Origin of the sequence: Archangium sp., assembly GCF_036277355.1 — a bacterium.
Classification (GTDB): Bacteria; Myxococcota; Myxococcia; order Myxococcales; family Myxococcaceae; genus Archangium.
On sequence record NZ_DASUNC010000147.1, the window covers coordinates 23,982 to 45,740 of the forward strand.

The following is a 21,759-nucleotide window of genomic DNA, read 5'->3' on the forward strand; positions in this document are numbered from 1 at the left end:
CCGGCATCGCTCATGTGCGCCAAAATACGCGGCTCTCCGGGTGGATTCCAATCCATGGGGCATCCCCCGCTCACGAGCGCTAGGGTACGCCCCTCCTGGAGGGTGTGATGCGCTTCCTCGATGACCAGAAGCCTCCCTACGATCTCACGTACAACGACTGCTTCATGGTGCCGGGCCGCTCGGAGGTGGGCTCGCGGCTGGACGTGGACCTGACACCGGCCGATGGCCTGGGCACCACCCTCCCCATCGTCGTGGCCAACATGACGGCCGTCTCCGGCAAGCGCATGGCCGAGACCGTGGCCCGCCGCGGGGCCATCGCCGTGCTGCCCCAGGACATCCCGCTCGACATCGTCGAGAGCAACATCGCCTACGTGAAGTCGCGCCACACCGTCTACGAGACGCCCATCACCCTGCGGCCCGGCGACACCATCCAGCAGGCCCTCAACCTCATCCACAAGCGCGCCCACGGCGCCGTCGTCGTCGTCAACGAGAACGAGGAGCCCGTCGGCATCTTCACCGAGAACGATGCCGCCGGCTTCGACCGCTTCACCCAGCTGCAGCGCGTCATGTCCACCGACCTCGTCACCATCGACGAGGGCACGCCGCTCGAGACCATCTTCGATCGCCTCTCCAGCCGACGGCTCACCTCCGCGCCGGTGGTCCGCGGGCGCCGGCTCATCGGCGTGGTGACGCGCAAGGGCGCGCTGCGCTCGACGCTCTACAAGCCGGCGCTGGACGCCAAGGGCAAGCTGCTGATCGCCACGGCCATCGGCATCAACGGCGACGTGAAGGGCAAGGCCGAGGCCCTGTTGCGTGCCGGGACGGATCTGCTCGTCATCGACGTGGCGCACGGCCACCAGCGCCGGATGCTCGAGGCGGTGGAGATCGTCCGCTCGCTCGCTCCCTCGGTGCCCATCATGGCGGGCAACGTCGTCACGCGCGAGGGCACGCGCGACCTCATCTCGGCCGGCGCGGACCAGGTCAAGGTGGGCGTGGGGCCCGGGGCCATGTGCACCACGCGCATGATGACGGGCGTGGGCCGGCCCCAGTTCTCCGCGGTGCTCGACTGCGCCGAGGAGGCCCGGAAGCTCGGCAAGCACGCGTGCGCGGATGGCGGAGTCCGGCACCCGCGCGACGTGGCGCTGGCGCTCGCGGCGGGCGCGGCCAACGTGATGATCGGCTCCTGGTTCGCTGGCACCTACGAGAGCCCCGCGGACGTGCTGCGCGACAGCGATGGCCGCTTCTACAAGGAGAACTTCGGCATGGCCTCGCAGCGCGCCGTGAAGGCCCGCACGCGTGGCGAGTCCCTCTTCGAGCGCGCCCGCAAGGAGCTCTTCGAGGAGGGCATCAGCTCCTCGCGCATGTACCTGGACTCCGAGCACCCCGGGGTCGAGGACATCATCGATCAGATCATCGCGGGCGTGCGCAGCTCCTGCACCTACGCGGGCGCGCGGACGGTGGAGGAGTTCCACCAGCGGGCCGTGGTGGGCGTGCAGAGCCAGGCCGGCTACGAGGAGGGCCGTCCCGTCCGCACGAGCTGGTGAGCTCCCCTGCCCTCTCCCCCTCACGAAGCCGGTGGAAGCGTCAGCGGGTCGCGCTTTCCCCGGCCTCCGAGCCCGGATTGACACCCCGGACGCCCAAGACAACCTTGCGCGCCAGGGGTGGGTTGGAGCGTGGAGGGGGGAGCGATGGGTATCGGCCGATTCGTGACGGCAGTGGTGTGTTCCTCGTGGGTCATCTCGGGCACGGGAGGGTGCGGGGCCACGGAGGACTCCTGGGACACGGAGGAGAATTCCCTCGCGCGGACCGAAGCGCCGCTCGCCCAGGAGGCCCTGCAACCCGTCGTCAGCGCCGAGTACAAGCTCCCGGCCTCCGTGGATCCGGACATCCTGCCGGATCGCTTCACCGAGCTGTGGGCGCGCGTCTACCGCCCGGCCACGTTGAAGAAGGGCAAGCGCTACCCCGTCATCGTCTTCCTGCACGGCAATCACGCCACGTGCGGAACGGGCGCCAACCCGCGCGTCGACGACAACGCGGAGTACACCGAGACGGGCACGTGCCCGCCGGACTACGTGGTGGTCCCCAGCCACGCCGGCTATGGCTACATCGCCGAGCCGCTCGCGGCCCGGGGCTACATCGTCGTCTCCATCAACGCCAACCGCGGCATCAACGCGGCCCGGGGCATCCGCGGGGATCCGGGCCTGAACCTGGCCCGGGGACGCCTCATCCTCGAGCACCTCGTCCAGCTCAGCCGGTGGAACCGCGGCCTCGAGCCCACTCCCACCTCCCTGGGGGTGAGCCTGAGGGGGCAACTGGACTTCCAGCAGCTGGGGCTGATGGGGCACTCGCGCGGCGGCGAGGGCGCCCGGGCGGCCTACGCCCAGTATCGCGATCCCGGCAGCCCCTGGAAGCAGCGCATCCCCGACTCCCTGCGCTTCCACGCCATCTTCGAGATCGGCCCCGTGGACGGACAGACCTCGCGCGTGCTCGATGCGAACGGCACGCGGTGGAACGTCCTGCTGCCCATGTGTGACGGCGATGTGTTCAATCTCCAGGGCGTCCGCCCCTTCGATCGCATGCTGTTCACCGAGAACGAGCATCCGGAGCGGATGAAGTCCACCTTCACCGTGTGGGGCGCGAACCACAACTACTACAACACCGAGTGGCAGGAATCGGACTCGCCGGGGTGCACCGGCCATGAGCCCCTGTTCTCGACCGAGCCGGGTGTATCGGGCTCCGCGGCCCAGCGGGAGACGGGCCGCATCCCCATGCTCGCCTTCTTCCTCGCCAACGTGGGTCAGGCCCGGGAGCAGGTCTGGGACCGGATCTTCGATCCGCAGTTTCCCGTGCCGCCGAGCCTGGCCGCCATCACCCGCGTGGACCGCGGCATGACGCCCAGCCCGGACGACGACATCACCCTGCGGCTGGAGGACTTCCTGGGCCCGACCGGCATGGGCTCGTCCGGCGTGCCCAACGACGCGAGCCACATCTCCATCGAGCACGGACCCCTCCCCGAGCATGATCCGCGGCTCCACGGGGCACGGATCTCCTGGACGTCCGCCGGACGGAGCACCTGGTTCCAGGCGAACTTCGCCCCACCCGGCGAGGGGCTGTCCCTGGAGCACTACGCCACGCTGGACTTCCGCATCGACCGGGCCCCGAGCGGCCTCAACAGCTTCCTCGAGCCGACCCACTTCTCCGTGCAGCTCGTCGACGCGAAGGGCCACCTCTCGGAGCCGCTCGACATCGCCGACTTCGTGGACCTGCGGGGGCCCGTGGGCGGGCCCTTCGGGGACTTCCACTCCATGCTCCAGACGGCCCGGCTGCCCCTCCAGGCGTTCCGGACGGACGGCCTCGAGGAGATCCGCGGCGTGCGGTTCACCTTCGACCAGACGCCGAGCGGGGAGCTCTTCCTCGCCAATCTCCGCGCCTCGACGCAGGGCGCCACCACGCACTACCCGCTGGCCGCGCGGCCCGCTCCCGGAGGGGTGGCGGCCCTCGCCGCGCCGTTCGCCCGGAGGCAGGTGCCCGGCCGGATCGTCCGCTTCTTGATGCGCCAGGACGGGCTCCTCGAGCTGGAGCTGCGCGGTGACGAGCCCTTCGCCGTCCGCGACGAGCTGCTGACGCTGGTGGTGGGAGGGCTCACGTCCACCTCGAGCCACTACCCGGACCCGAGCGACCTGCGGCGCGTGGTGTTCACGCTCACGCCCCAGGAGCTCGCCCGGGTGAAGACGGGAGAGCCGCTCCGGGTGCGGTATGGGGCGGGCCCATCGAACCCCGAGTGGACATTCGGTCCGCTGATCCAGTAGCGCGGGGCCACTCGCCCGGGTGGTGGCCTTCCAGCACGCGAGCCTCCTGACGTAAGGTCCGCATCAGGAGCCCGGAGGCCTCATCTGGAGGCTGATCGTCGGCTCCGGAGCGGATCCGTCAGATCCTTGCGTTTGATCCGTTGCCGATTTCCCGCTGAATAGATAGAGGCAGTTGTAGCTTCCTTCCTTTCCACAAGGAGAATCACAATGGCCGCGAAGACGAAGACCGCTACCGCGAAGAAGGCTGGCTCCTCCGACAGGGGCCCGACGAAGTCCGAGCTGCTGGTGTCGATCGCCGAGGAGACCGGGCTGAGCAAGAAGCAGGTGTCCTCGGTGTTCGAGGCGCTCAGCGGCGCGATCCAGAAGAGCATGGGCAGCCGCGGTCCCGGCAAGTTCGTGGTGCCGGGCCTGATGAAGATGAAGGTCGTGAAGAAGCCGGCCACCAAGGCGCGCAAGGGCATCAACCCGTTCACCGGCCAGGAGACGACGTTCAAGGCCAAGCCGGCCCGCAAGGTCGTGAAGATCCAGGCCCTCAAGGCCCTGAAGGACATGCTCTAAGCCGCTGAATCGCTGAAGAGCCAGACGGGGGCCGGGGCCTGAGGGGCTCGGCCCCCGTCTCGTTGCGGGGTGGCGCGGTGCTGGGGCTCGCGGGCAGCTTCTAGGCCCGGCGGCCCCTCAGGGGTTCGCGGTGGCGAGGCTCTTCACACAACTCCTCCCTGGAGGGCTGACATTTGGAGTACCTTGCAAGGGCTTGAGAACGACCACGAAGCCGTACGTCCGTCTCTGTGCGTCCGCCCTCGTCCTCCTGGCGATGGGTTGTGGCCGGCGGCAGCCCTCTCCGTCGCCGTCCGAGATGCTTCCCCAGGTTGGCCCCTCCGAGCTGCGCGCCCCCGAGGCGTTCGGCGTCATCACCGACAAGGCCGATCGCTCTCGCGCGCTGTTCCTGGAGGCCAGCCGGGTGCTGCTGCACCCGCGGTGCGCGAACTGCCATCCGGATGGGAGCTCGCCCTACCAGCGGACCGGGTTGCAGCTGCACGATCCGCCCGTCCAGCGAGGCCCCGAGGATCGCGGCATCCCCGGCATGGAGTGCACGAGCTGCCACCCGGATCGCAACGCGGAGCTCGCCCGGGTGCCCGGGGCGCCGGACTGGCACCTCGCGCCCCTGTCGATGGCCTGGGTGGGCCGGACGCCCCGCCAGGTGTGCGAGCAGTTGAAGGATCCGGCGCGCAATGGCGGCAAGTCGCTGGCGCAGCTCGTCGAGCACAACGCGCACGACGAGCTGGTGGGCTGGGGCTGGAAGCCGGGCGCGGATCGCGAGCCGGCACCGGGAACGCAGGAGCGCTTCGGCGCCATCGTGGCGGCATGGGTGGAAACGGGCGCGGAGTGCCCGAGCGAGGAGGCACGGCCATGAGCATTCGAGTCCGTATCAATGGCGTCGAGAAGGAGCTCGACGTGGATCCCGAGATGCCGCTGCTCTGGGCGCTGCGTGACGTGCTCGGCCTGACCGGCACGAAGTACGGCTGCGGCCAGGCGCTGTGCGGCGCGTGCACCGTGCACCTGGACGGCCAGACGGTGCGCGCGTGCGTGACGCCCATCCGCCGCGCGGACGGACACTCGGTGACGACCATCGAGGGCCTGTCGCCAGACGGCAACCACCCGCTGCAGCGCGCCTGGGTGGACCTGGGCGTTCCGCAGTGCGGGTTCTGCCAGTCGGGACAGCTCATGTGCGCGGCGGCCCTGCTCGCGAAGAAGCCGAAGCCCACCGATGCCGAGATCGACCACTCGCTCGCGGGCAACCTGTGCCGGTGTGGCACGTACACGCGCATCCGCGCGGCCGTGAAGAAGGCCGCGGGAATGTCCGAGGAATAGGGAGGACGCGATGAGCAAGCACTCGTTGATTGCCCGGCGGACCTTCCTGGCGGGGATGAACCTGGCGGTGGGCGGACTCGCCATCGGCTTCTTCTCCAGCGACAGCCTCGCGGACGAGCCCACCGGGAAGCGCTCGGGCCCCAAGCCGCCAACGAGCTCCCAGGCCGAGGAGAACTCCGCCCCGGGGCTGAACCCGAACGTCTTCGTGCACGTGGCTCCGGATGGACTGGTGACGATCGTCTGCCACCGCTCGGAGATGGGCCAGGGCATCCGCAGCTCGCTGCCGGTGCTGATCGCCGATGAGCTGGGCGCGGACATGGCGCGGGTGAAGATCGTCCAGGCGGACGGAGATCCGGCGTACGGAGACCAGAACACGGACGGCTCCAACAGCGTGCGCGGCATCTACGAGGACATGCGCCGTGCGGGAGCCACCGCGCGCACGATGCTGGTGGCGGCCGCGGCGAAGCGCTGGAAGGTGTCTCCGGACACCTGCGAGGCCAGCAACCACGTGGTGCTCCACCGCCCGACTCAGCGCAAGCTGGGCTTCGGAGAGCTGGCGCTCGAGGCGGGCAAGCTGGCGGTGCCCAAGCCGGCGGACGTCAAGCTGCGGCCGAAGAACGAGCTGCGCAACGTGGGCAAGCCGCTGCCGCTGCTCGACGGGCCGGCCTACGTGAACGGGAGCGCGGTGTTCGGAGCGGACGTGCGGCTGCCGGGCATGCTCACGGCGGTGATCGCCCGGCCGCCGATCGTCGGGGCCAGGGTGGTGAAGTACGACGCCAGCCGAGCGCTCGCGGTGCCCGGGGTGAAGCGCGTCATCGAGCTGCCGGCGCCGAAGGCCCCGTACCTGTTCCAGACCTGGGGCGGCATCGCCGTCCTGGCGGAGAACACCTGGGCGGCGATGAAGGGCCGCGCCGCGCTGGAGATCATCTGGGACGAGGGCGAGAACGCGACGTACGACTCGGAGCAGTACCGCAAGACGCTGAGCGCGTCCGTGGCGGCGCCGGGCACGGTGGTGCGCAGCGTGGGAGACGCCGAGGCGGCCCTGGCCAAGGCGGCGAAGGTGATCGAGGCCGAGTACCACGTGCCGCACCTGTCGCACGCGCCGATGGAGCCGCCGGTCGCGGTGGCGCGGGTGGAGGGAGGCACGTGTGAGATCTGGGCCCCCACGCAGCACCCGCAGGCGGCGCGCGGGACGGCGGCGCAGGTGCTGGGACTGCCCCCCGAGAAGGTCACGGTGCACGTGACGTTCCTGGGAGGCGGCTTCGGACGGAAGTCCAAGGCGGACTTCATCTCCGAGGTGGTGCTGCTGGCGAAGGAGGCGGGCGTGCCGGTGCGCGTGCAGTGGACGCGCGAGGACGACATCCGCAACGACTACTACCACTCCGTGAGCGCGCAGCGCCTGACGGCGGGCCTGGACGAGAACGGCAAGGTGGTGGCCTGGAGGCACCGCACCGCGTTCCCGCCGATCGGATCGACGTTCGCGCCGGTCAACCGGCCCTCGGCGGGGGATCTGCAGCAGGGCGTGCTGGACTTGGGAATCGGGGTGCCCAACATCCGCGCGGAGGCGTGCGAGGCCAATGCCCACGTGCGCATCGGCTGGCTGCGATCCGTGTACAACATCTTCCACGCGTTCTCGGTCAACTCGTTCATCGACGAGATCGCCCACGCCCGGGGCGAGGATCCGCGAGACGTGTTGCTCGAGGTGCTCGGACCGCCGCGGGTGATGAAGACGGTGCAGGAGCTGGGCGTGGAGAAGCTCGCCAACTACGGCCAGCCGCTGGAGAAGCATCCGGTGAACGTGGCCCGGCTGAGGGGCGTCATCGAGCGGGTGACGGAGCTGTCACGCTGGAGCGACCGGAAGAAGGACGGCCGGGCGCTGGGCCTGGCGGCGCACCGGAGCTTCCTGTCCTACGTGGCGGTGGTCGCGTCGGTGGTGCGCAACCCGGAGGGCAAGATCGCGGTGGACGAGGCGTGGATCGTGGTGGATGCCGGCACGGTCATCAATCCGGATCGCGTGAAGTCCCAGATGGAAGGCTCGATCATCTTCGGCACGAGCATCGCGCTCTACAGTGGCATCACGATGAAGGGAGGCGCGGTCGAGCAGTCGAACTTCCGTGACTACCGGCTCACGCGCATCGGTGAGGCGCCGCGCAAGATCCACGTGGAGATCGTTGCCAGCGACGAGGCACCGGGAGGCATTGGCGAGCCGGGTGTGCCGCCGGTGGCGCCGGCCATCGCGAACGCCGTCTTCGCGCTCACGGGAACGCGCGTGCGCGAGCTGCCGATCGCCAAGGCGCTCAAGGCCTGACGCCGGGCCCCCTGCCCTTTCCCGACGGGTTCGAACCCCCGTCGGGGACACCGAAACTGGGGCCGGAAGCACGGCGAGTTTGCCTCTTTGCCAGGGACGCCTACTCGCTCCTGCCGCCCGCGCCTGGATACCCGTTTCGCGGGAAGGGTTGCTCCATCGAGATCCGCGCCAGCGCGGGGCAGAAGCGATACTCGCCCCCAGTTGGAATCGAAAACCGATCCGCAAGCTTCAGGAGCGCGAGCCCCTCGATGAAGACGGACTGCCCGGCCACCGTGGGAGCGTCCGTCATGAAGCGCCGCTGCTGCCGCGCGACTTCCTGGGCTTGGTCCTCAAGGAGTGCCTCGAAGGCGCTTTCGAAGCGAGCTGTATTCCGGGAGCACAGGGCCTGACAGAGCTCAAGCCGCGCCGGGGAATGACCATCTATCGCCTCGTACCGGGCGAGCAGGGCCTCCAGGGCATCGCTGGCACGACCATCCGCCAGGCAGAAGTCGAGCAGAAATCGGGCGTAGGCAAAGTCCTCCGGGTACTCATCCCCCTGCCGGAGCGTGGTGGGCGACAGCTCCGCGATGCGGTTCGCGCACGCGAAGTCACCTGCGGTGAGCGCATCGAGGAACGGCTCGAACCGGCTGGCGGCCCCGTGGAAGTCCGCGTACCCCTCGCTCCGACAGCGCTCCAGGTAGTACCGGCGCGTGTACGCGCTCCGGAGGAGTTCGTGGTGGAAGCCGTCGGTGTCCGCGTGCAGCAGCAGCTTGGCAATCCCCAGTGCCCGGCGCCAAGCCGTCACCTGGTCGCAGAAACGCCCCGCCAGCTGGAGCGAGCACGCGGGATGCTCCAGGTTGCGCAGCCCGTGCTCGATTTCGTCCGTGAATATGACAAAGTCCGGAAGAGGTTCCATGGGTGGACTGGCTGGCTACTTGTCGAACCTGTTCAGCTCGATGAATACCGGACCGACAAAGCCCGCTTGGGAGATCTCCGCAGCCAACTCACGGTGGACGATGAGTGGCTTGCCGAATCCCACTAGCCGGAACAGCCCCACGCCCGGGGCGATCTTCGACTCGTCGATGACGAGATCCTGCACCTGGGAGATCAGGGTCGGGTCGATCTTGTTGTAGCGCGGGTTACTCGCCTTCAGGTCGAGGCAGTCCTGTGGATGGACGGGATGCACGAGGAAGTACTCACTACTGGCCACCCGCCCCTTGTGGTCGAGGATCGACACTGGGTGGTACTCAAGGTTGGGCAACTTCCTGGCTTCGAGGAACTCCTTCAGACGCTTCGAGGCGACCAGCAGGTCGTCCAGATTTGCCAAGCAGTCGGTCAGCCCGATGTTCCTTGGATAGTCCGCGCTCATCCGGAAGAGTGCGTTGCTCGAAAACCGGCCGGCCCGGGGAACCCCCTTGAGCAGTTCGTAGGATCGGTCCAGGCCCTCGATGGGGTCAAGCATGCATGCGTTTCCGACCGCAACCGACTCCCAGCACTGATAATTCGGCACCGTCATTCTCTCTCTCCCGTGATTGAGTCTGTCCACCCGGCCGCACCGGTCTACAGCGTCGGGAGCGGGTTCGCCATGGCGACCGCATCGGCAGCCATCGAGAACGCAAGCCACCAGCCATTCGTAAGGCTCCCCTGATTGGCCCAGGCGATCAGTGTTCCTCCCGAGCGAAGGCCCCGGGAGTGCAGCTTCGCTCGGAAGGACTTCTCCAGGGACTGCAATTCCGACAGCACGTCGGCGGGCGTGAAGTGCGTATTACTGTTGGCCGCATTGTCCACCGCAGCCTTGATGGGATTCCAGATGTCCTTGATGAAGGCCTTGGTTACCTCATCCCGGTAGCCACCGATTGCCAGATTGTGGTGCACGTCGTGGCAAGGCAGGTTGAGGCCCCGTGCCGCAGGGAAGTTGCGGTAGACGGGTTTTCGCGGAAGCGCAACCATGTTCGGCGGCTGGTTGAGGCACCAATCCGTCAGCTTGTAACAGTCGTTGATTTCGTCCAGGACGTCCTTGTATTGCTGCTTCTCGCCGTACGCGTTGACGCTCTGGTAGCAGAGGATGTGGTGCGCCTCCCAGGGCTCCCAGCCGCTCGGCAGTGGGACCGTGTTGTTCCGGTATTCGCTGCATGTAGTGCCCTTGCCGCAATTTCCTACTTTCGTCGTGTGAATCTTGGTGTTGGCTTCGCTGCCGTTGAAGTGAGGCATGATTCAGTCCTTCTCGATTGATCCAGGAGAGGAACTCAGCCCGCCCGCCACGTGCGGCCCAGGAGGCTCCGGAAAGGCATCGTTCCCGATGGCGGGGGCTTGACCCGGGCCTGCTTCAGGGCGCGAACCTGCGCTCCGGTGAAGGCACGCACCGGAAGCCAGTGCTCGCCCCGGCTCCGGATGGCCAGTTCCAGCGCGAGCGAGGCGCGGCGCCGCATGGGACCGGTCTCCAGTTCGCTGATGAGCCGCTCCATCGTGAAGGGGTGGCCCCGGAGGTAGCGCAGTTGTGGATCGAACCCCGGCCGGGTCCGGCTCCACCACCGCTCGACAGCGTCGGGGTTGGGGATCGGCAGCGCGTCTTCGGGGCGAAGCTGGAGATCCGTGTCCAGGTCTTCCTCCAGAGGGGGGAGCGTATCCTGCTCCGGGCGGCGCTCGGCAACGAGGTCCTTCTCCAGGACCAGCCCGGTGATGGCCGAGAAGGCTTCTCCTGCCAGCGGGGCCAACGCCTCGTCCCGCATGAGCGGGAGACAGGCATCCGCCAGCGCGCGTCGGCCGGAGAAGGCCGCCGCCTCAAGTGCGTCCCGGCGGAGCCCGGGTCTCTGGAGCGCCTCCACCAACCACGCCTCGTTGTCCGGCTCTCCACTCATCGCGCACAGGAGGCGAGCCCGCCCGGCGGTCGGCTCATGAGCACGGGCCAGCGCCTGGCACAGGGACCACGCCTCATGGACGCCTAGCACGAGCCCCGCCTCAAGAGCCGCATCGCGCACTGTAGGGCTGGGGCTGCCCAGGCCCCTTTTCACCAGGTCGGAGCCAGACGGCACCGGGACGCGGGCTACTGCGCGCAGCACAGAGGCCTGAGCCGCAGTGTCTCCACTTGCGAACAACGGCTCCAACACGTCCCCTGGGTGCGCCCTCCGGAAGGCAAGAACCTCGACGAGGGAGGCTTGTACGGAGGGCGGGCGTGCCTTTACCAGTGCGGTCAGCCGCGCCGACAGCTCCGGTCGCTCACATACCTCGAGGGCTCGCCGCATCGCGGGGGCGAGGGTCTCCGCATCCTCGGGAATCCACGCGGACGGAGCCTCGAGTTCGGGATCGTTCTCCTCCGCGAGAAGGCAGAAGGCAGCCGATTCGGCGCACCCCAACTCATCGCTCCCGATCGCGGGCTGAAGCAGGCGGCGGGCCACCTCCGGTCCTCCGAGTACCAGCCCGTCGAGGTGGGCCAGCAGTCGCTCCTCCAGTCCTGCCACCTCCTGGAGCGAATAGTGCGGCGCCAGCAGCACCCGCTCCCACTGGGTCCAGAGGAAGCTCGCTTCGTTCAGATGATCTTCCAGGATGTCCCAACGCATGGCTCGACCTTCTTACCGGCTCTTCGTGGGATTGCGCTCGAAAGGGCCTGCCAGGACGGCTGGGATCCTGGGTACCGCTTCTGAAGCGAGACTCCCAGCCCTCAGTCAAATTCGTGTTTGCAGACAGTGCAGAGTATCGACACCGGCTCCTCGCTCTTGCCCATTGCCACCACTGGAGGTTGCATCAGAGGGGCCGGAGGCGTGTTCTTGTCGTTGTGAAGCATGAGGTCCAGGCTTCGTGGGACGTTCTTGCCCTCGAACTTCACGTCGAAGGAAAAGTTAACGAACTCTGCCTTGCCCTTGGTCTTGCTCGAAGCGACTCCGCCACCGGCGGTGCCCGCCTCGTCGCCGGTGCTGGTGCTGAAATTGGAGTCCTTCACGCAGACGGGATTGCCCTCGACCGAGACATCCTTGGTCGCGGCGGCGGTGTCCGAGGAGCGGGCGATGTTGGGGTAGGGAATGGGGACCGGGCCGCCCGGACTCGGCGTCTTGCAGACATCGGGCATGGCCACCGTGACGCCGTTGGTGTCCTTGTGCACCACCGACAGCTTGTTCACTCCTACACTGGTTCCCATCAGGCGCCTCCCCTGTGTCCTAATAGCCCGGTGGATTCTACTGGAATGCCGTCTTGACCTCCACGCTGGCCACGTCAAGGGGGCCCGTCCGCAGAGGCAGCATCGCGCGCCAGAGGAGGAACACCTTCGCCGCATCGGTGTCCACAATAACGGTGTCCAGGAAAAGGGAGCCCTGCGCGGTGCGGCGGCCCTTCAGGGCCACCTTGAAGGAAGGCGGCGGGACGCCGGGGAGTCGGAATTCGAGCCGCCCGCCCGGGCTGCAGTTGATGACGCAAACGGACTCGTCCCCCCGGAGGTAGCCCGCCGCCACCAGCCCTGGCGAGGCGGCGTTGAGGAAGCGTCGGTCGAAGTCCCTGGGGAGCAATGGCATCCTCTCGCGCGACCACGCATCGTCGTAGGTGCCCGCGTACGAGGCGCGGGGCTGCCAGTGCGGAGCCAGGAACCCGAAGCCCGCAGGAGGGGGCGCTTGGCGGAACGCCGTGATGGGATGGTTGGGGTCCTCCAGGTTGGGCAGGCGCAGCCCTTCCTCGAAAGCCCCGGAGCGCCCGCGGAAGCCCAACCCCACCGGATTGCGCGGCTCGAAAGTATGGTGCCTCGCGTCTGGGGCGCTGAGGTCCCAGCCGCCGAACGCGCGTTCGTAGCACAGCGGGATGCGCTGCACCGGGAGAGGCGAACTCATCGAGATCGAGCCGAGGCTCTTGTACCAGACGCGGTCGCCCACCACCCGCACCGTCTTGTGCAGCGGGCCCACCTGGAAGGTGACCGGGAACTCCTTCAGCCCCGCCTGCGGCGGGTGGCCATGGCCCACCAGCACGACGTCAGTGGATGGCTTGAAGAAGGCGCACTCGGGTTCGAAACGGTAGCTGGACTTCGAGGTGTTCTCGCCAGTGAACAGGCCCTCGAGCAGCAGCGGAGCCTGCTCCTCCGCGAGTGTCAGGCGCCCCGTCTCTTGGATGGTGAAGGTGGCCTTGGCCACCAGGGTCACTACCGGCTGGCCGTGCTCGTCTGCGAGGTAGAGCGGTTCCACCGTATATGGCGTGCAGTTGTCGAGCTTGGGGTGGCTCATGTCACCTCGCAAGACGCTCCAGCCTGATCACTCCCCGCTCCGGTCCATCCGAGGAGCAGAGGATCAGCGCCGCGTCAGTTGGAGCGTAGCCCCGGGCGAAAGCGCGCACTGCAGCACAGATGCCGATGGCGCCACTCACCGCCCCCGTGTTACCGAGGGATGTGGCCGGGTACCACACGGGTGCGTCGCGAAGCGCGGGGTGGGTGGCGGCAAGCCGGACCAGCAGGTTGCCCCACTCCATCGAGCGTCCGGGCTCGCCATTCAGGTCGGAGATGATCCACACGCGTTCGCCTGGCTCGTGATTCAGCGCGGATGCCACCGCGCCCCCCAGCACCACCCCGGGCGCAGACGCGTCTTGCTTCTTCTCGTGCCCGGCGACGACCACGTGGGAGATGACCCCCTGGACCTGCGCTCCCCGGCGCTGGGCCGCCTTCACGGGCTCCAGCAGCAGGAAGGAAGCGGCCTCGCCGGGCTGGAAACCATCCGGAGCGTCGTAGCTCTTCAGGCGCCGCTCCTTATGGAGCGTTTGGAGTGTCTCGCCGTCGAGATAGCTGTCGACCGCCCCGACGATGCATCGGTCGATCTGGCCGGAGGCCAGTCGCAGGGCGGCGGAGTTGATTGCCAATGCAACTGAGGCATGGCCGAAGCGGAACTCGGCCTGATACTTCGATTGGATTGTCAGGCGAACCCGTTTCAGTAGAGGCGCACAGAGGCCCGGCTCAGGCCATGGCGGCTTCGCGGACTCGCGCGGCGCGGGCAGTGCCAGGAAGAAGCCGAGTCGTTCAGGAGGTCCGGGGTCGCGCAGCTTCGCGCGGGAGCTCAGTTCCTCTAGCGCCGGGTAGGCGAGGGCGAGCAGCCGGGCCATGCCTTGGAAACCCTGGACTGTCTCGACTGGGTGGCCGATGGGGTGCTCCGGGGAGCCGTCCTCGTTGATGACCGTGCAGTGGATAAGTTCGCGTGGTCGGACCAGTCCTGCCCGAAGCGCCGCACAGGCGCCGACCGCATCATCACCCAGCGATGAACGCATGCTGATCCCGGTGATGGCGATAGCTGAGTACATGGTAGCCCGGTAGTATCCCGGACGACTCAATACAGGGCAATCGCCTTTCCGGGCACACTCCCCGAATCGGGGCAGTAGTGGATGCGAATCCGGGCAGGGACCTATTCCGGATGGAATGCCCGAGGTTCATGGCGTCTCCAAGTCCGAGGTTCAACGGTGACTTCATCGTTCGAAGGTTCGAAGCCTTCGACACCCTGGCCGCGCTGGATCTCCACTCCAACCTTCGATCTCCGTCGAAGCCCATCGCGAACCATGTTGCAATCCGGCCAGGTGTTGTCGAGATTCGACCAAGCGAGCGTAGTGCCGATGGACACCCTCGCTCCCCGCCGCCATGTCCTCCCCTCGCAAGCTGCGCACCCTCATCGGCACGAGCACGCTCATCCAGGTGGAGGCCGGCGTGGCCTTCGGCGTGAGCCTGGAGGAAGCAGCGGCCGTGGGCCTCGATGTGCAGGCCCTCCGGGTGCCCGAGGCACGCGCCTCCGCCGAGGCCGTCTACACGCACCTGGAGCTCGTCGCCTCGCGCGGCCCGATCGAGCCCTACGTGGTCGAGCAGGCCCGGCGACATGGCTCCTCGGCCAGCCTGGGGCTCATGAGCCTGCTCATCAAGACCTGCTCCACGGCGCGCCACGCCATGAACAACTTCCTGCGCTACGAGCGGCTCGCCAACGAGCTGGTCACCTCGGAGCTCACCGAGCAGGACTCCCGGGCCATCCTCACCGAGCACCGCCACGGCCCGGATCGCCCGGGGGCACAGGTGGCCTCCGAGGTGTGGGCACTCTGCTCGGTGGCCATCTGCCGCAGGATCCTGGGCGAGCAGCTGTGCCCAATCGCCCTGGAGGTACGGCGCTCGGGGGTACAGCTCGGCCCCTATCAGGACTTCCTGCGGTGCGAGGTGAGGGAGGGAGCCCCGCGCGCGCGCCTCATCTATGACTCCCACTGGCTCGATCTGCCCCTGCCGGGTGCGGACCCCGAGCTGGCCACCTACCTCGAGCAGCAGGCGCGCGCCCGGTTCGAGGCGACCGCCGCGCGGGGCACACTGGTGCTCGAGGTACGGCGCTTGCTGCGCGAGCAGCTCACGCAGGGCTCGCCCTCCATGGCCTCCGTGGCGCGCCGCCTGGCCCTGAGCACCCGCAGCCTCCAGCGCCGGCTCGGCGAGGAGGGCACCTCCTACGAGCAGGTGCTGGATGAGCTGCGTGCGGAGGTCGCCCGCGCCTACCTGACTCGGGAGGATCTCTCCGTGGCCGAGGTGGGCTTCCTCCTCGGCTTCCAGGACAGCTCCTCGTTCCATCGCGCGTGCCGGCGCTGGTTCGGCACCACGCCCACCCGGCTGCGCGCGCCTCAGGAGCCCGAGCCGCCCAGCCGCCAGCGCAGCACCAGGCGCCCGGGAGCAAGGCCTGGCGAGAGCTCCTGACGGCTCTCCCCGCCGAGCACCGCCTGCTGCCGCGCGCCTATCGGGAGCACGAAGGCCGGCACATAGAGCAGCTCGGTGACGCCGAGGCGCAGCCCCAGGGGCACGCCCACCTCGAACAGGCCGTGCCCGCTGCGAGTGCTCAGCTGCAGCGCTCCGGCGAGCCCGAGTTGCAGGCTGAACGCGGGGGACAGGTGCCACTCGGTGAGCAGTTGCTGCTCCGCTCCCAGCACCAGCTCACCGGTGGCCGGCAGCAGGCCGAGTGCCCCCTGGGTCTGCGAGCGCAGTTCCGCGGGGCCGAGCCGCCAGGGCAGGCGCATCGACAGGCCCGCCTCGAGGCCGACATCCAGGCGCTGGCGCGAGGTCTCCACGTCCAGTGGCGCGGAGCGCACCCGCAGGCGCTCCGAGCGCAGCCCCACGGCGAGCCCCACCGTGGGCGAGAGTCGCAGGGGCTCGGCCCGGGCGGGCACGGCCGCCAGCAGCGAGAGGCCGAACAGGGAGGAAACCACGGAGGTCCGCTTCATCGGGTCACCCACTCGAGAGGCCGCCGGGGGCTGAGGAGGGGCTCGTCCCAGGACACGCCCATGCGAAAGGCCATCTGTACGCCCCAGCCCGGGCCCGTGAGCTCGCCGAGGACGTGGCCGAAGTCCGAGGCGAGGCCGAGCTGCTCCTCGCGATCCTGCCGCTCCGGGAGCTGACAGAGCGGCTGCATGGAGAGGCCCACGCTGGTGGCATAGAGGTGGAGCCGCTGGTACACCCGGCCGCCGCGCATCTGCTGGATGCGGTCATTGCGCTCGCGGGTGGCGAGAATCCCGAAGGCGGAGCCCGTGAGCTGACGCGCCTCGGTGCCCTGGATCCAGTACTGCCCGGAGGTCTTCGGATCAGGGCGGGCCAGGAGCTTGCTGGCCGAGCGCGTCGTCCAGTCGAGGCCGGTGGCGTCGATCGTGGCGCCATCCCGGTTGCGCTCGAGCTCCTCCTTGAAGTAGCGCACCCAGGCATCCCCCGCGTCGTGCATCTCCGTGTCCTCCACGATGGCCCGGGTGGCACGCACGGTCTCCGTGCGGAAGCGCTCCATGTCACCGCTGGAGGTGAGCAGGAAGAGACGCACGTCCGGCTCGTCCACGAGCACCTGGAGCTGCTGCTCGACGCCCGCGGGGAGAGGCCCGTTCACATAGACGCCGCGATGGGTGTGCCGCCGGGCAAGGGCGTCATACAGCGGATCCTGCCGCGGCGCGGCGGGCTGGAGCGTGACGCGGGCCACATGGGTGGCGTCCGCTGGCTCGGGCATCCAGGCCACGGTGGCCTCACGGCCGTTGGCGCGAGCGGCGCGCACCAGGTTCTCCACCGCGCAGCCCAGACCGATGTGCAGCTCCCGCCGCAGCGAGTCCATGGGCCCGAGGTTGCGCTCGAGGGCGGCGAAGACATCCACCGCCTGGGGGGAGACGGAGAACAGCCAGGGCTGGGTGTTATGGGGGCTGGCGGCGAGGAGGGCGGCCCGCACCGCGAGCCACTCGGGCCGCGTCTCTCCGTCGGGGAACTTCCACGGAGCATACGCCTCGCCAGAACCCTCGGCGTAGTAGCCACAACCGTCGACCATGAGCAGGAGGGCCGCGCCACCCCCGGCGCGCAGCAGGGCCCTCCGGCTGAGAGGAGCTGTCGTTTTCATGGCCTCGTTCATGCCGTACCGCGGGCCTCTGGCACAGTGGCGCCAGGCGCCAATCCCATGGCCCTGCGCGCCGGCTCCGCCCGGTGGCTCGACACCTGCTCCAGCTCAGTACGTGGACGGGCACGCGGTGGACAGCGCCGTCCCCTTCTGCCAGCACTTGTTGGTGCTCGAAGTGCAGGCGTACCAGGCGCACGAGGCGCTGTGCGCGTTGCAGGTGGTCACGTCCGTGTAGCTGCGGCAGGGATCACACGCGATCGTGGTCGAGGTGCCCTTGGGCCAGCAGGTGTTCGTGCAGAGGTACCAGCCGCAGGACGTGCCGTACTGCTCGCACGAGGACTGCGAGGTCTGCAGCGCGCACGGCCCGCAGGCCACGCCCAGCGGCGTGCCCGGAGACCAGCAGGAGTTGGAGCAGGCGTACCAGGCGCACCCGGCCGCGTCGCAGGCCGACACGCTGGTGTTCTGGCCACACCAGGAGTCGCCCGGGCACGCCACCTTGATGTCCGTGCCCCGGGGCCAGCAGGAGCTGGAGCAGGCGTACCAGGCGCACCCGGCCGCGTCGCAGGCCGTCACGGTGGAGTTGGCGCCGCAGGTGCTCGGCAGCGCGGGGGCCACGGTGTCATCCAGGTGCACCAGGTGCCGCCACCAGTTGGGCCCGTTCTTCTGGCCATAGGGCATGTGGTGGAACCACCACTTCATGAACCCCTCGTGCGAGCAGCCCCACTCGCCGCAGTTCATGCTGCGGCGGGCCACCGAGTCCGGGTTCACCAGGGGGTTGCGCAGGAAGGTGTCCGCGCTCGAGGGCACGTACGTGGTGTTGCCGTAGTCGTAGTCCGAGCCCACCGCCGCGTTGGGAGGATGGTGCACCCAGCCCACTCCGGCCAGGTTCGGCTTCTCCCGGTGGATGTCGTTGAACTTGTCCCAGAGGTTGCCGGTGGCCTGCCCGCGGTACGCCCGGTCGAGGATGGACTCGGCGCGGTGTCCGTACGAGTGCAGGGCCTCGGCGACGCCGCGCTCGTAGTTGTAGCCCATCACCACGAAGTTGCGCCAGGAGGCCACCCGCGTCTCGGCGGGCGCGTTGCACCAGTAGGCGTTGGTGCCCAGCATGCGGGACTCGTACATCTGCGTCCACGGCGGCGCCATCACCCAGACCTCGTCCAGCTCGTTGCTCTCCATCCGGGCCTTGAGGTTGAACTCATTGGCGAACGCCACGTAATCGAAGCGCGGGCAGGTGCTCTCCACGCCGGGCGTGGTGCACTTGCGCAGCACGTCGCGCTGATAGGCATTGGGCTCGTTGATGATGTTCAGCAGCTCGGTGGGCGTGTAACGCCAGCCACCTTCGAACAACGGCAGCCGATCCGAGATCACCCGCACGTCCGTGATCTGATAGTCCACCGTCGAGTGCGAGCCGTACTGCAGCCCCGCGCGCAGCTGGTTCGTCAGCGCCTTGGGCTCGTTCCACCCCTTGAGGGTGTGCAGCGGCGTGCCCGAGTAGAGCGGATTGTAGATGACCAGCATCACCCGGGGCCGGAAGATGTACGTGCCGGCGTACGAGTAGTTCAGTCCGCTCTCCTGCTCCTCCACTTCCGCGATGGGCGTGGACGAGACGGTCTCGTCCTCCTCGCTCATGGGCGCGCAGCCCACACCGCACAGCACCGCGAGCAGCAGCGCTCGCATCCGATATGACACGTTGTTCATGATTTACGGTCCTTTCCCCGAGCGGAAGTTAGGAGCAATCCATGAGCCTCCTCAAGTGACGGTCACGTCACGTGGGCCGGTGTGACCCGGGGCGCGAGGCTCGACGCCAACCCCAGACGTTGGGTACGATCGAGCCCGTGGAGGAAACGCACCGCGAGAGCGCCGAGTGGATCCGCTCCCTGCTCTCGAACGCGCAGGTCACCCCGGCCGTGTTCCGCACGGCCCTGACGAGCGTGCCTCCCTCCGAGCGGGATGCCTGGCTCGATCAGGTGCTGGGGCTCGACTCGCTCGCCGAAGATGGCCCCGAGCTTCCGACTGGCTGCGTTCCCTACCTCCCCTGCCCGGTCGATGTGCTCCTTCGCATCGTGGAGTGCGCGGGGGTGCAGGCGTCCGACGTGTTCGTCGACGTGGGCTCGGGCGTGGGGCGCGCCGCCGCGCTGGTGCACCTGTTGACCGGGGCCTCGGCCATTGGCATCGAGATCCAACCCGCGCTCGTCCACACCTCGCGTGAGCTCGCGGCGCGCTGGAGCGCGTTGCGCTTCTCGCCGATCCAGGGCGATGCGGCGGTGCTCACCGGCCACATCACCCTCGGGTCCATCTTCTTCCTGTATTGCCCATTCAGTGGCGAGCGATTGGAGACAGTGCTGGACGGCCTCGAGGCCATCGCACGCACGAGACCGATTCGCGTCTGCTGCGTCGATCTGCCCCTGCCGCCCCGCCCGTGGCTCACGTTCGTGTCGCCCCCCTCCGGGGACCTCACGGTCTACCGCAGCACCCTGCTCGACCCGGGGTAGCCCCGCCTGATCGCCCTGCGAGGGAGCAGGGGTCTCGTCACAAGCGGAACGCGCGCCTTCCACAAGGACACCGACCCTTTGTGAGGAGGACCCATGCCGTCAACCGCGCAGCCCACGCTCCTGAGTCCCGAAACCCTGAGCCATCCCTGGCCCGTGTACCGGCAACTGCAGGAGGAGGATCCGGTCCACTGGTCGGAGTCGCTCCAGGCGTGGGTCGTCACCCGCCACGAGGATGTCACCGGCTGTTTCCGCGACCCGCGCCTGAGCGCCAACCGCACCCAGCTCTTCGCCGAGCACCAACTCGGGGGACTCGGGCCGGAGCTGGTGAAGGACTACCTGCACGTGGCTCGGGGAATGATGCTCATGAAGGACGGCGCCGAGCACACCCGCCTGCGCCGGCAGGCCAACACGGGCTTCACCTCGCAGGTGCTCGACGGGTGGCGTCCCACCATCCAGCGCATCATCGATTCGCTGCTCGACCGCGTCCAGGCGCGGCGGCGGATGGACGTGGCCGTGGAGCTCTCCGAGCCCCTGCCCGCGCTCGTGATGACCGAGCTGTTCGACATTCCCGCCGAGGACCACGAGCGCTTCCAGCGGTGGTCCAACGACACCGCCACCTTCTTTGGCGCCGCGGCGGGGGACGTGAGGAGCATCGCGATCCGGGCCAACGAGGGCTCGGCCCAGCTCTCGCGCTACCTGACGGCGGCCATCGAGGCGCGCCGCGAGCGCCCTGGCGATGACCTGCTCAGCCTGCTGCTCCGCTACGCGGAGCAGGGCCGGATGAGTACCCAGGAGCTGGTCTCCAACGCCGTCCTCATCCTCTCCGCCGGGCACGTCACCACCATCGACCAGCTCAGCAATGGCGTATACGAGCTGCTGACGCACCCCGAGCAGTTCGAGCAGCTGAAGCGGCAGCCGGAGCTGTGCAAGGAGGCCGTCGAGGAGCTGCTGCGCTACACCCCCGCGGTGCCCTTCATGCACCGCGTGGTGGCGGAGGACCTCGAGCTGCGCGGGCGCACCCTGCGCAAGGGCCAGCTGGTGTTCCTCGGCCTCGCCGCCGCCAACCGGGACCCGGACGTGTTCGCCGACCCGGATCGCTTCGACATCACCCGGCGGAACAACAAGGGCGTGTCCTTCGCCTTCGGGCCGCACCTGTGCCTCGGAGCCGGGCTCGCCCGCCGCGAGCTGGAGCTGGCCCTGCGGACCCTGGTGCACCGCATGCCGGACCTCCGGCTCGACGAGCAGCGGCCGCCGCGCCTCAAGTGCAACAGCCTGCTGTTCCGCGGGTTCGACTCGCTGCCCGTCCGCTGGTGAGGGCCCCAGGCCCGCTCAGCTGGCCGAGCCCTCGTCGACGATGGCCTGGGTCGCGTCCTCCATCCAGCGGCGGATGGAGGCGAGGCGCGCCCCGGTGAGCGGCTGGAGGGGCAACAGCTTCCAACTGATGAGGAAGCCGTTCCAGAGGATGCTGAGCCGCACCGCGCGCCCCTTGCCATCCGGAGCTCCCAGCCACCGGGCCAGCGGCGTGAGCACCTTCGTCTCGAGAAACTCCATGCTCACGGCGTGCGCCGCGGGATCCGTCGCCGAGAGGATCATCATCGCCAGCGGGCTCGAGGCGTCCGGGCTGTCGCAGAGGGCCGCCATCATGTCCGCGCCGAAGCGGCGCCGATCCCCTTGCAGCAGGGGAGAGATGCCGCTCACCCGCTCCATCGCCGCCCGGAACAGCCCCTCCTTCGAGCCGAAGTAACGGCCGACGAGCGCGGAGTTCACCCCGGCGAGATCCGCCACGTCCCGCACGCCGGTATTGGAGAACCCTCGCGTCGAGAACAGCGTCTGCGCCGCGTCGAGGATCGCGGTGCGGGTGCGCTCCGAGTCGCGCTGGCGCATCGCCTTCTTGGAGTCTGGAGAATCCGATCTGTCCACGGCGGTTGACCTAGGACAGCGGCCGGATGATGTCCAGCAGCGTGCCGCTCACG

20 protein-coding genes are annotated in these 21,759 nt (G+C 68.7%); 9 read left to right on the forward strand and 11 right to left on the reverse strand.

The window, feature by feature from the left end; all coding sequences use genetic code 11:
* Nucleotides 1-107 precede the first annotated feature (107 nt).
* From VFZ09_RS36310 to VFZ09_RS36335, 6 genes are all read left to right on the forward strand, one after another.
* Nucleotides 108-1,544 carry a GuaB1 family IMP dehydrogenase-related protein gene (locus VFZ09_RS36310; RefSeq protein ID WP_329732345.1) on the forward strand — a complete coding sequence of 479 codons (1,437 nt, stop codon included), beginning with the start codon at nucleotides 108-110 and terminating at the stop codon, nucleotides 1,542-1,544.
* A 144-nt stretch (nucleotides 1,545-1,688) separates the two neighbouring features.
* Nucleotides 1,689-3,809, forward strand: coding sequence for a hypothetical protein (locus VFZ09_RS36315; RefSeq protein ID WP_329732346.1), 2,121 nt, complete (start codon nucleotides 1,689-1,691; stop codon nucleotides 3,807-3,809).
* A gap of 207 nt (nucleotides 3,810-4,016) precedes the next feature.
* Nucleotides 4,017-4,367 (forward strand): HU family DNA-binding protein, encoded by a 351-nt coding sequence (locus tag VFZ09_RS36320; RefSeq protein ID WP_329732347.1) that lies wholly within the window; start codon nucleotides 4,017-4,019, stop codon nucleotides 4,365-4,367.
* A 253-nt stretch (nucleotides 4,368-4,620) separates the two neighbouring features.
* Nucleotides 4,621-5,220 (forward strand): Isoquinoline 1-oxidoreductase subunit, encoded by a 600-nt coding sequence (locus VFZ09_RS36325; protein ID WP_329732396.1) that lies wholly within the window; start codon nucleotides 4,621-4,623, stop codon nucleotides 5,218-5,220.
* On the forward strand, nucleotides 5,217-5,678 hold the full coding sequence (locus VFZ09_RS36330) for a (2Fe-2S)-binding protein (protein WP_329732348.1): 462 nt from the start codon (nucleotides 5,217-5,219) through the stop codon (nucleotides 5,676-5,678). Before VFZ09_RS36325 ends, VFZ09_RS36330 begins: the two co-directional genes overlap by 4 nt.
* 10 nt (nucleotides 5,679-5,688) lie before the next feature.
* Nucleotides 5,689-7,986: a xanthine dehydrogenase family protein molybdopterin-binding subunit gene (locus tag VFZ09_RS36335; protein ID WP_329732349.1), complete on the forward strand. Its 2,298-nt coding sequence runs from the start codon at nucleotides 5,689-5,691 to the stop codon at nucleotides 7,984-7,986.
* A 100-nt stretch (nucleotides 7,987-8,086) separates the two neighbouring features.
* On the opposite strand, the gene VFZ09_RS36340 is transcribed toward VFZ09_RS36335, so the two are convergent.
* From VFZ09_RS36340 to VFZ09_RS36370, 7 genes are all read right to left on the reverse strand, one after another.
* Nucleotides 8,087-8,881, reverse strand: coding sequence for an Imm49 family immunity protein (locus VFZ09_RS36340; protein WP_329732350.1), 795 nt, complete (start codon nucleotides 8,879-8,881; stop codon nucleotides 8,087-8,089).
* Nucleotides 8,882-8,896: 15 nt separating this feature from the next.
* Complete coding sequence (locus VFZ09_RS36345) at nucleotides 8,897-9,481, reverse strand: imm11 family protein (protein ID WP_329732351.1); 585 nt, start codon at nucleotides 9,479-9,481, stop codon at nucleotides 8,897-8,899.
* A gap of 44 nt (nucleotides 9,482-9,525) precedes the next feature.
* Nucleotides 9,526-10,176 (reverse strand): AHH domain-containing protein, encoded by a 651-nt coding sequence (locus VFZ09_RS36350; RefSeq protein WP_329732352.1) that lies wholly within the window; start codon nucleotides 10,174-10,176, stop codon nucleotides 9,526-9,528.
* 35 nt (nucleotides 10,177-10,211) lie between these two features.
* Complete coding sequence (locus VFZ09_RS36355) at nucleotides 10,212-11,522, reverse strand: TIGR02270 family protein (protein ID WP_329732353.1); 1,311 nt, start codon at nucleotides 11,520-11,522, stop codon at nucleotides 10,212-10,214.
* Between the two features lie 101 nt (nucleotides 11,523-11,623).
* Entirely contained in the window at nucleotides 11,624-12,097 is a 474-nt protein-coding gene (locus VFZ09_RS36360; RefSeq protein ID WP_329732354.1) for a DUF4150 domain-containing protein, read from the reverse strand.
* A gap of 37 nt (nucleotides 12,098-12,134) precedes the next feature.
* Nucleotides 12,135-13,163 (reverse strand): DUF2169 domain-containing protein, encoded by a 1,029-nt coding sequence (locus tag VFZ09_RS36365; RefSeq protein WP_329732355.1) that lies wholly within the window; start codon nucleotides 13,161-13,163, stop codon nucleotides 12,135-12,137.
* Nucleotide 13,164: 1 nt separating this feature from the next.
* Nucleotides 13,165-14,223, reverse strand: coding sequence for a hypothetical protein (locus VFZ09_RS36370; RefSeq protein WP_329732356.1), 1,059 nt, complete (start codon nucleotides 14,221-14,223; stop codon nucleotides 13,165-13,167).
* A 331-nt stretch (nucleotides 14,224-14,554) separates the two neighbouring features.
* Between VFZ09_RS36370 and VFZ09_RS36375 the strand changes: the two genes are divergently transcribed.
* The gene (locus VFZ09_RS36375) at nucleotides 14,555-15,634 is read left to right on the forward strand and encodes an AraC family transcriptional regulator (protein WP_329732357.1); all 1,080 of its coding nucleotides are present in this window, start codon (nucleotides 14,555-14,557) and stop codon (nucleotides 15,632-15,634) included.
* Here the strand turns inward: VFZ09_RS36375 and VFZ09_RS36380 are convergent.
* The 3 genes from VFZ09_RS36380 to VFZ09_RS36390 all read right to left on the reverse strand — a co-directional run bounded on the left by VFZ09_RS36380 (nucleotide 15,562) and on the right by VFZ09_RS36390 (nucleotide 18,992).
* A complete protein-coding gene (locus VFZ09_RS36380) occupies nucleotides 15,562-16,155 on the reverse strand; it encodes a hypothetical protein (RefSeq protein WP_329732358.1) in 594 nt (197 codons plus the stop codon). The genes VFZ09_RS36375 and VFZ09_RS36380 overlap by 73 nt on opposite strands.
* On the reverse strand, nucleotides 16,152-17,297 hold the full coding sequence (locus tag VFZ09_RS36385) for an Acg family FMN-binding oxidoreductase (RefSeq protein ID WP_329732359.1): 1,146 nt from the start codon (nucleotides 17,295-17,297) through the stop codon (nucleotides 16,152-16,154). The genes VFZ09_RS36380 and VFZ09_RS36385 overlap by 4 nt, the downstream gene beginning before the upstream one ends.
* 105 nt (nucleotides 17,298-17,402) lie before the next feature.
* Complete coding sequence (locus VFZ09_RS36390) at nucleotides 17,403-18,992, reverse strand: hypothetical protein (RefSeq protein ID WP_329732360.1); 1,590 nt, start codon at nucleotides 18,990-18,992, stop codon at nucleotides 17,403-17,405.
* Nucleotides 18,993-19,129: 137 nt separating this feature from the next.
* Here VFZ09_RS36390 and VFZ09_RS36395 point away from each other — a divergent pair, with 137 nt between their 5' ends.
* Both VFZ09_RS36395 and VFZ09_RS36400 read left to right on the forward strand, forming a co-directional pair.
* The gene (locus VFZ09_RS36395; RefSeq protein WP_329732361.1) at nucleotides 19,130-19,786 is read left to right on the forward strand and encodes a hypothetical protein; all 657 of its coding nucleotides are present in this window, start codon (nucleotides 19,130-19,132) and stop codon (nucleotides 19,784-19,786) included.
* Nucleotides 19,787-19,879: 93 nt separating this feature from the next.
* The gene (locus VFZ09_RS36400) at nucleotides 19,880-21,100 is read left to right on the forward strand and encodes a cytochrome P450 (RefSeq protein WP_329732362.1); all 1,221 of its coding nucleotides are present in this window, start codon (nucleotides 19,880-19,882) and stop codon (nucleotides 21,098-21,100) included.
* Nucleotides 21,101-21,115: 15 nt separating this feature from the next.
* On the opposite strand, the gene VFZ09_RS36405 is transcribed toward VFZ09_RS36400, so the two are convergent.
* Nucleotides 21,116-21,706 (reverse strand): TetR family transcriptional regulator, encoded by a 591-nt coding sequence (locus VFZ09_RS36405; RefSeq protein ID WP_329732363.1) that lies wholly within the window; start codon nucleotides 21,704-21,706, stop codon nucleotides 21,116-21,118.
* Nucleotides 21,707-21,759 lie beyond the last annotated feature (53 nt).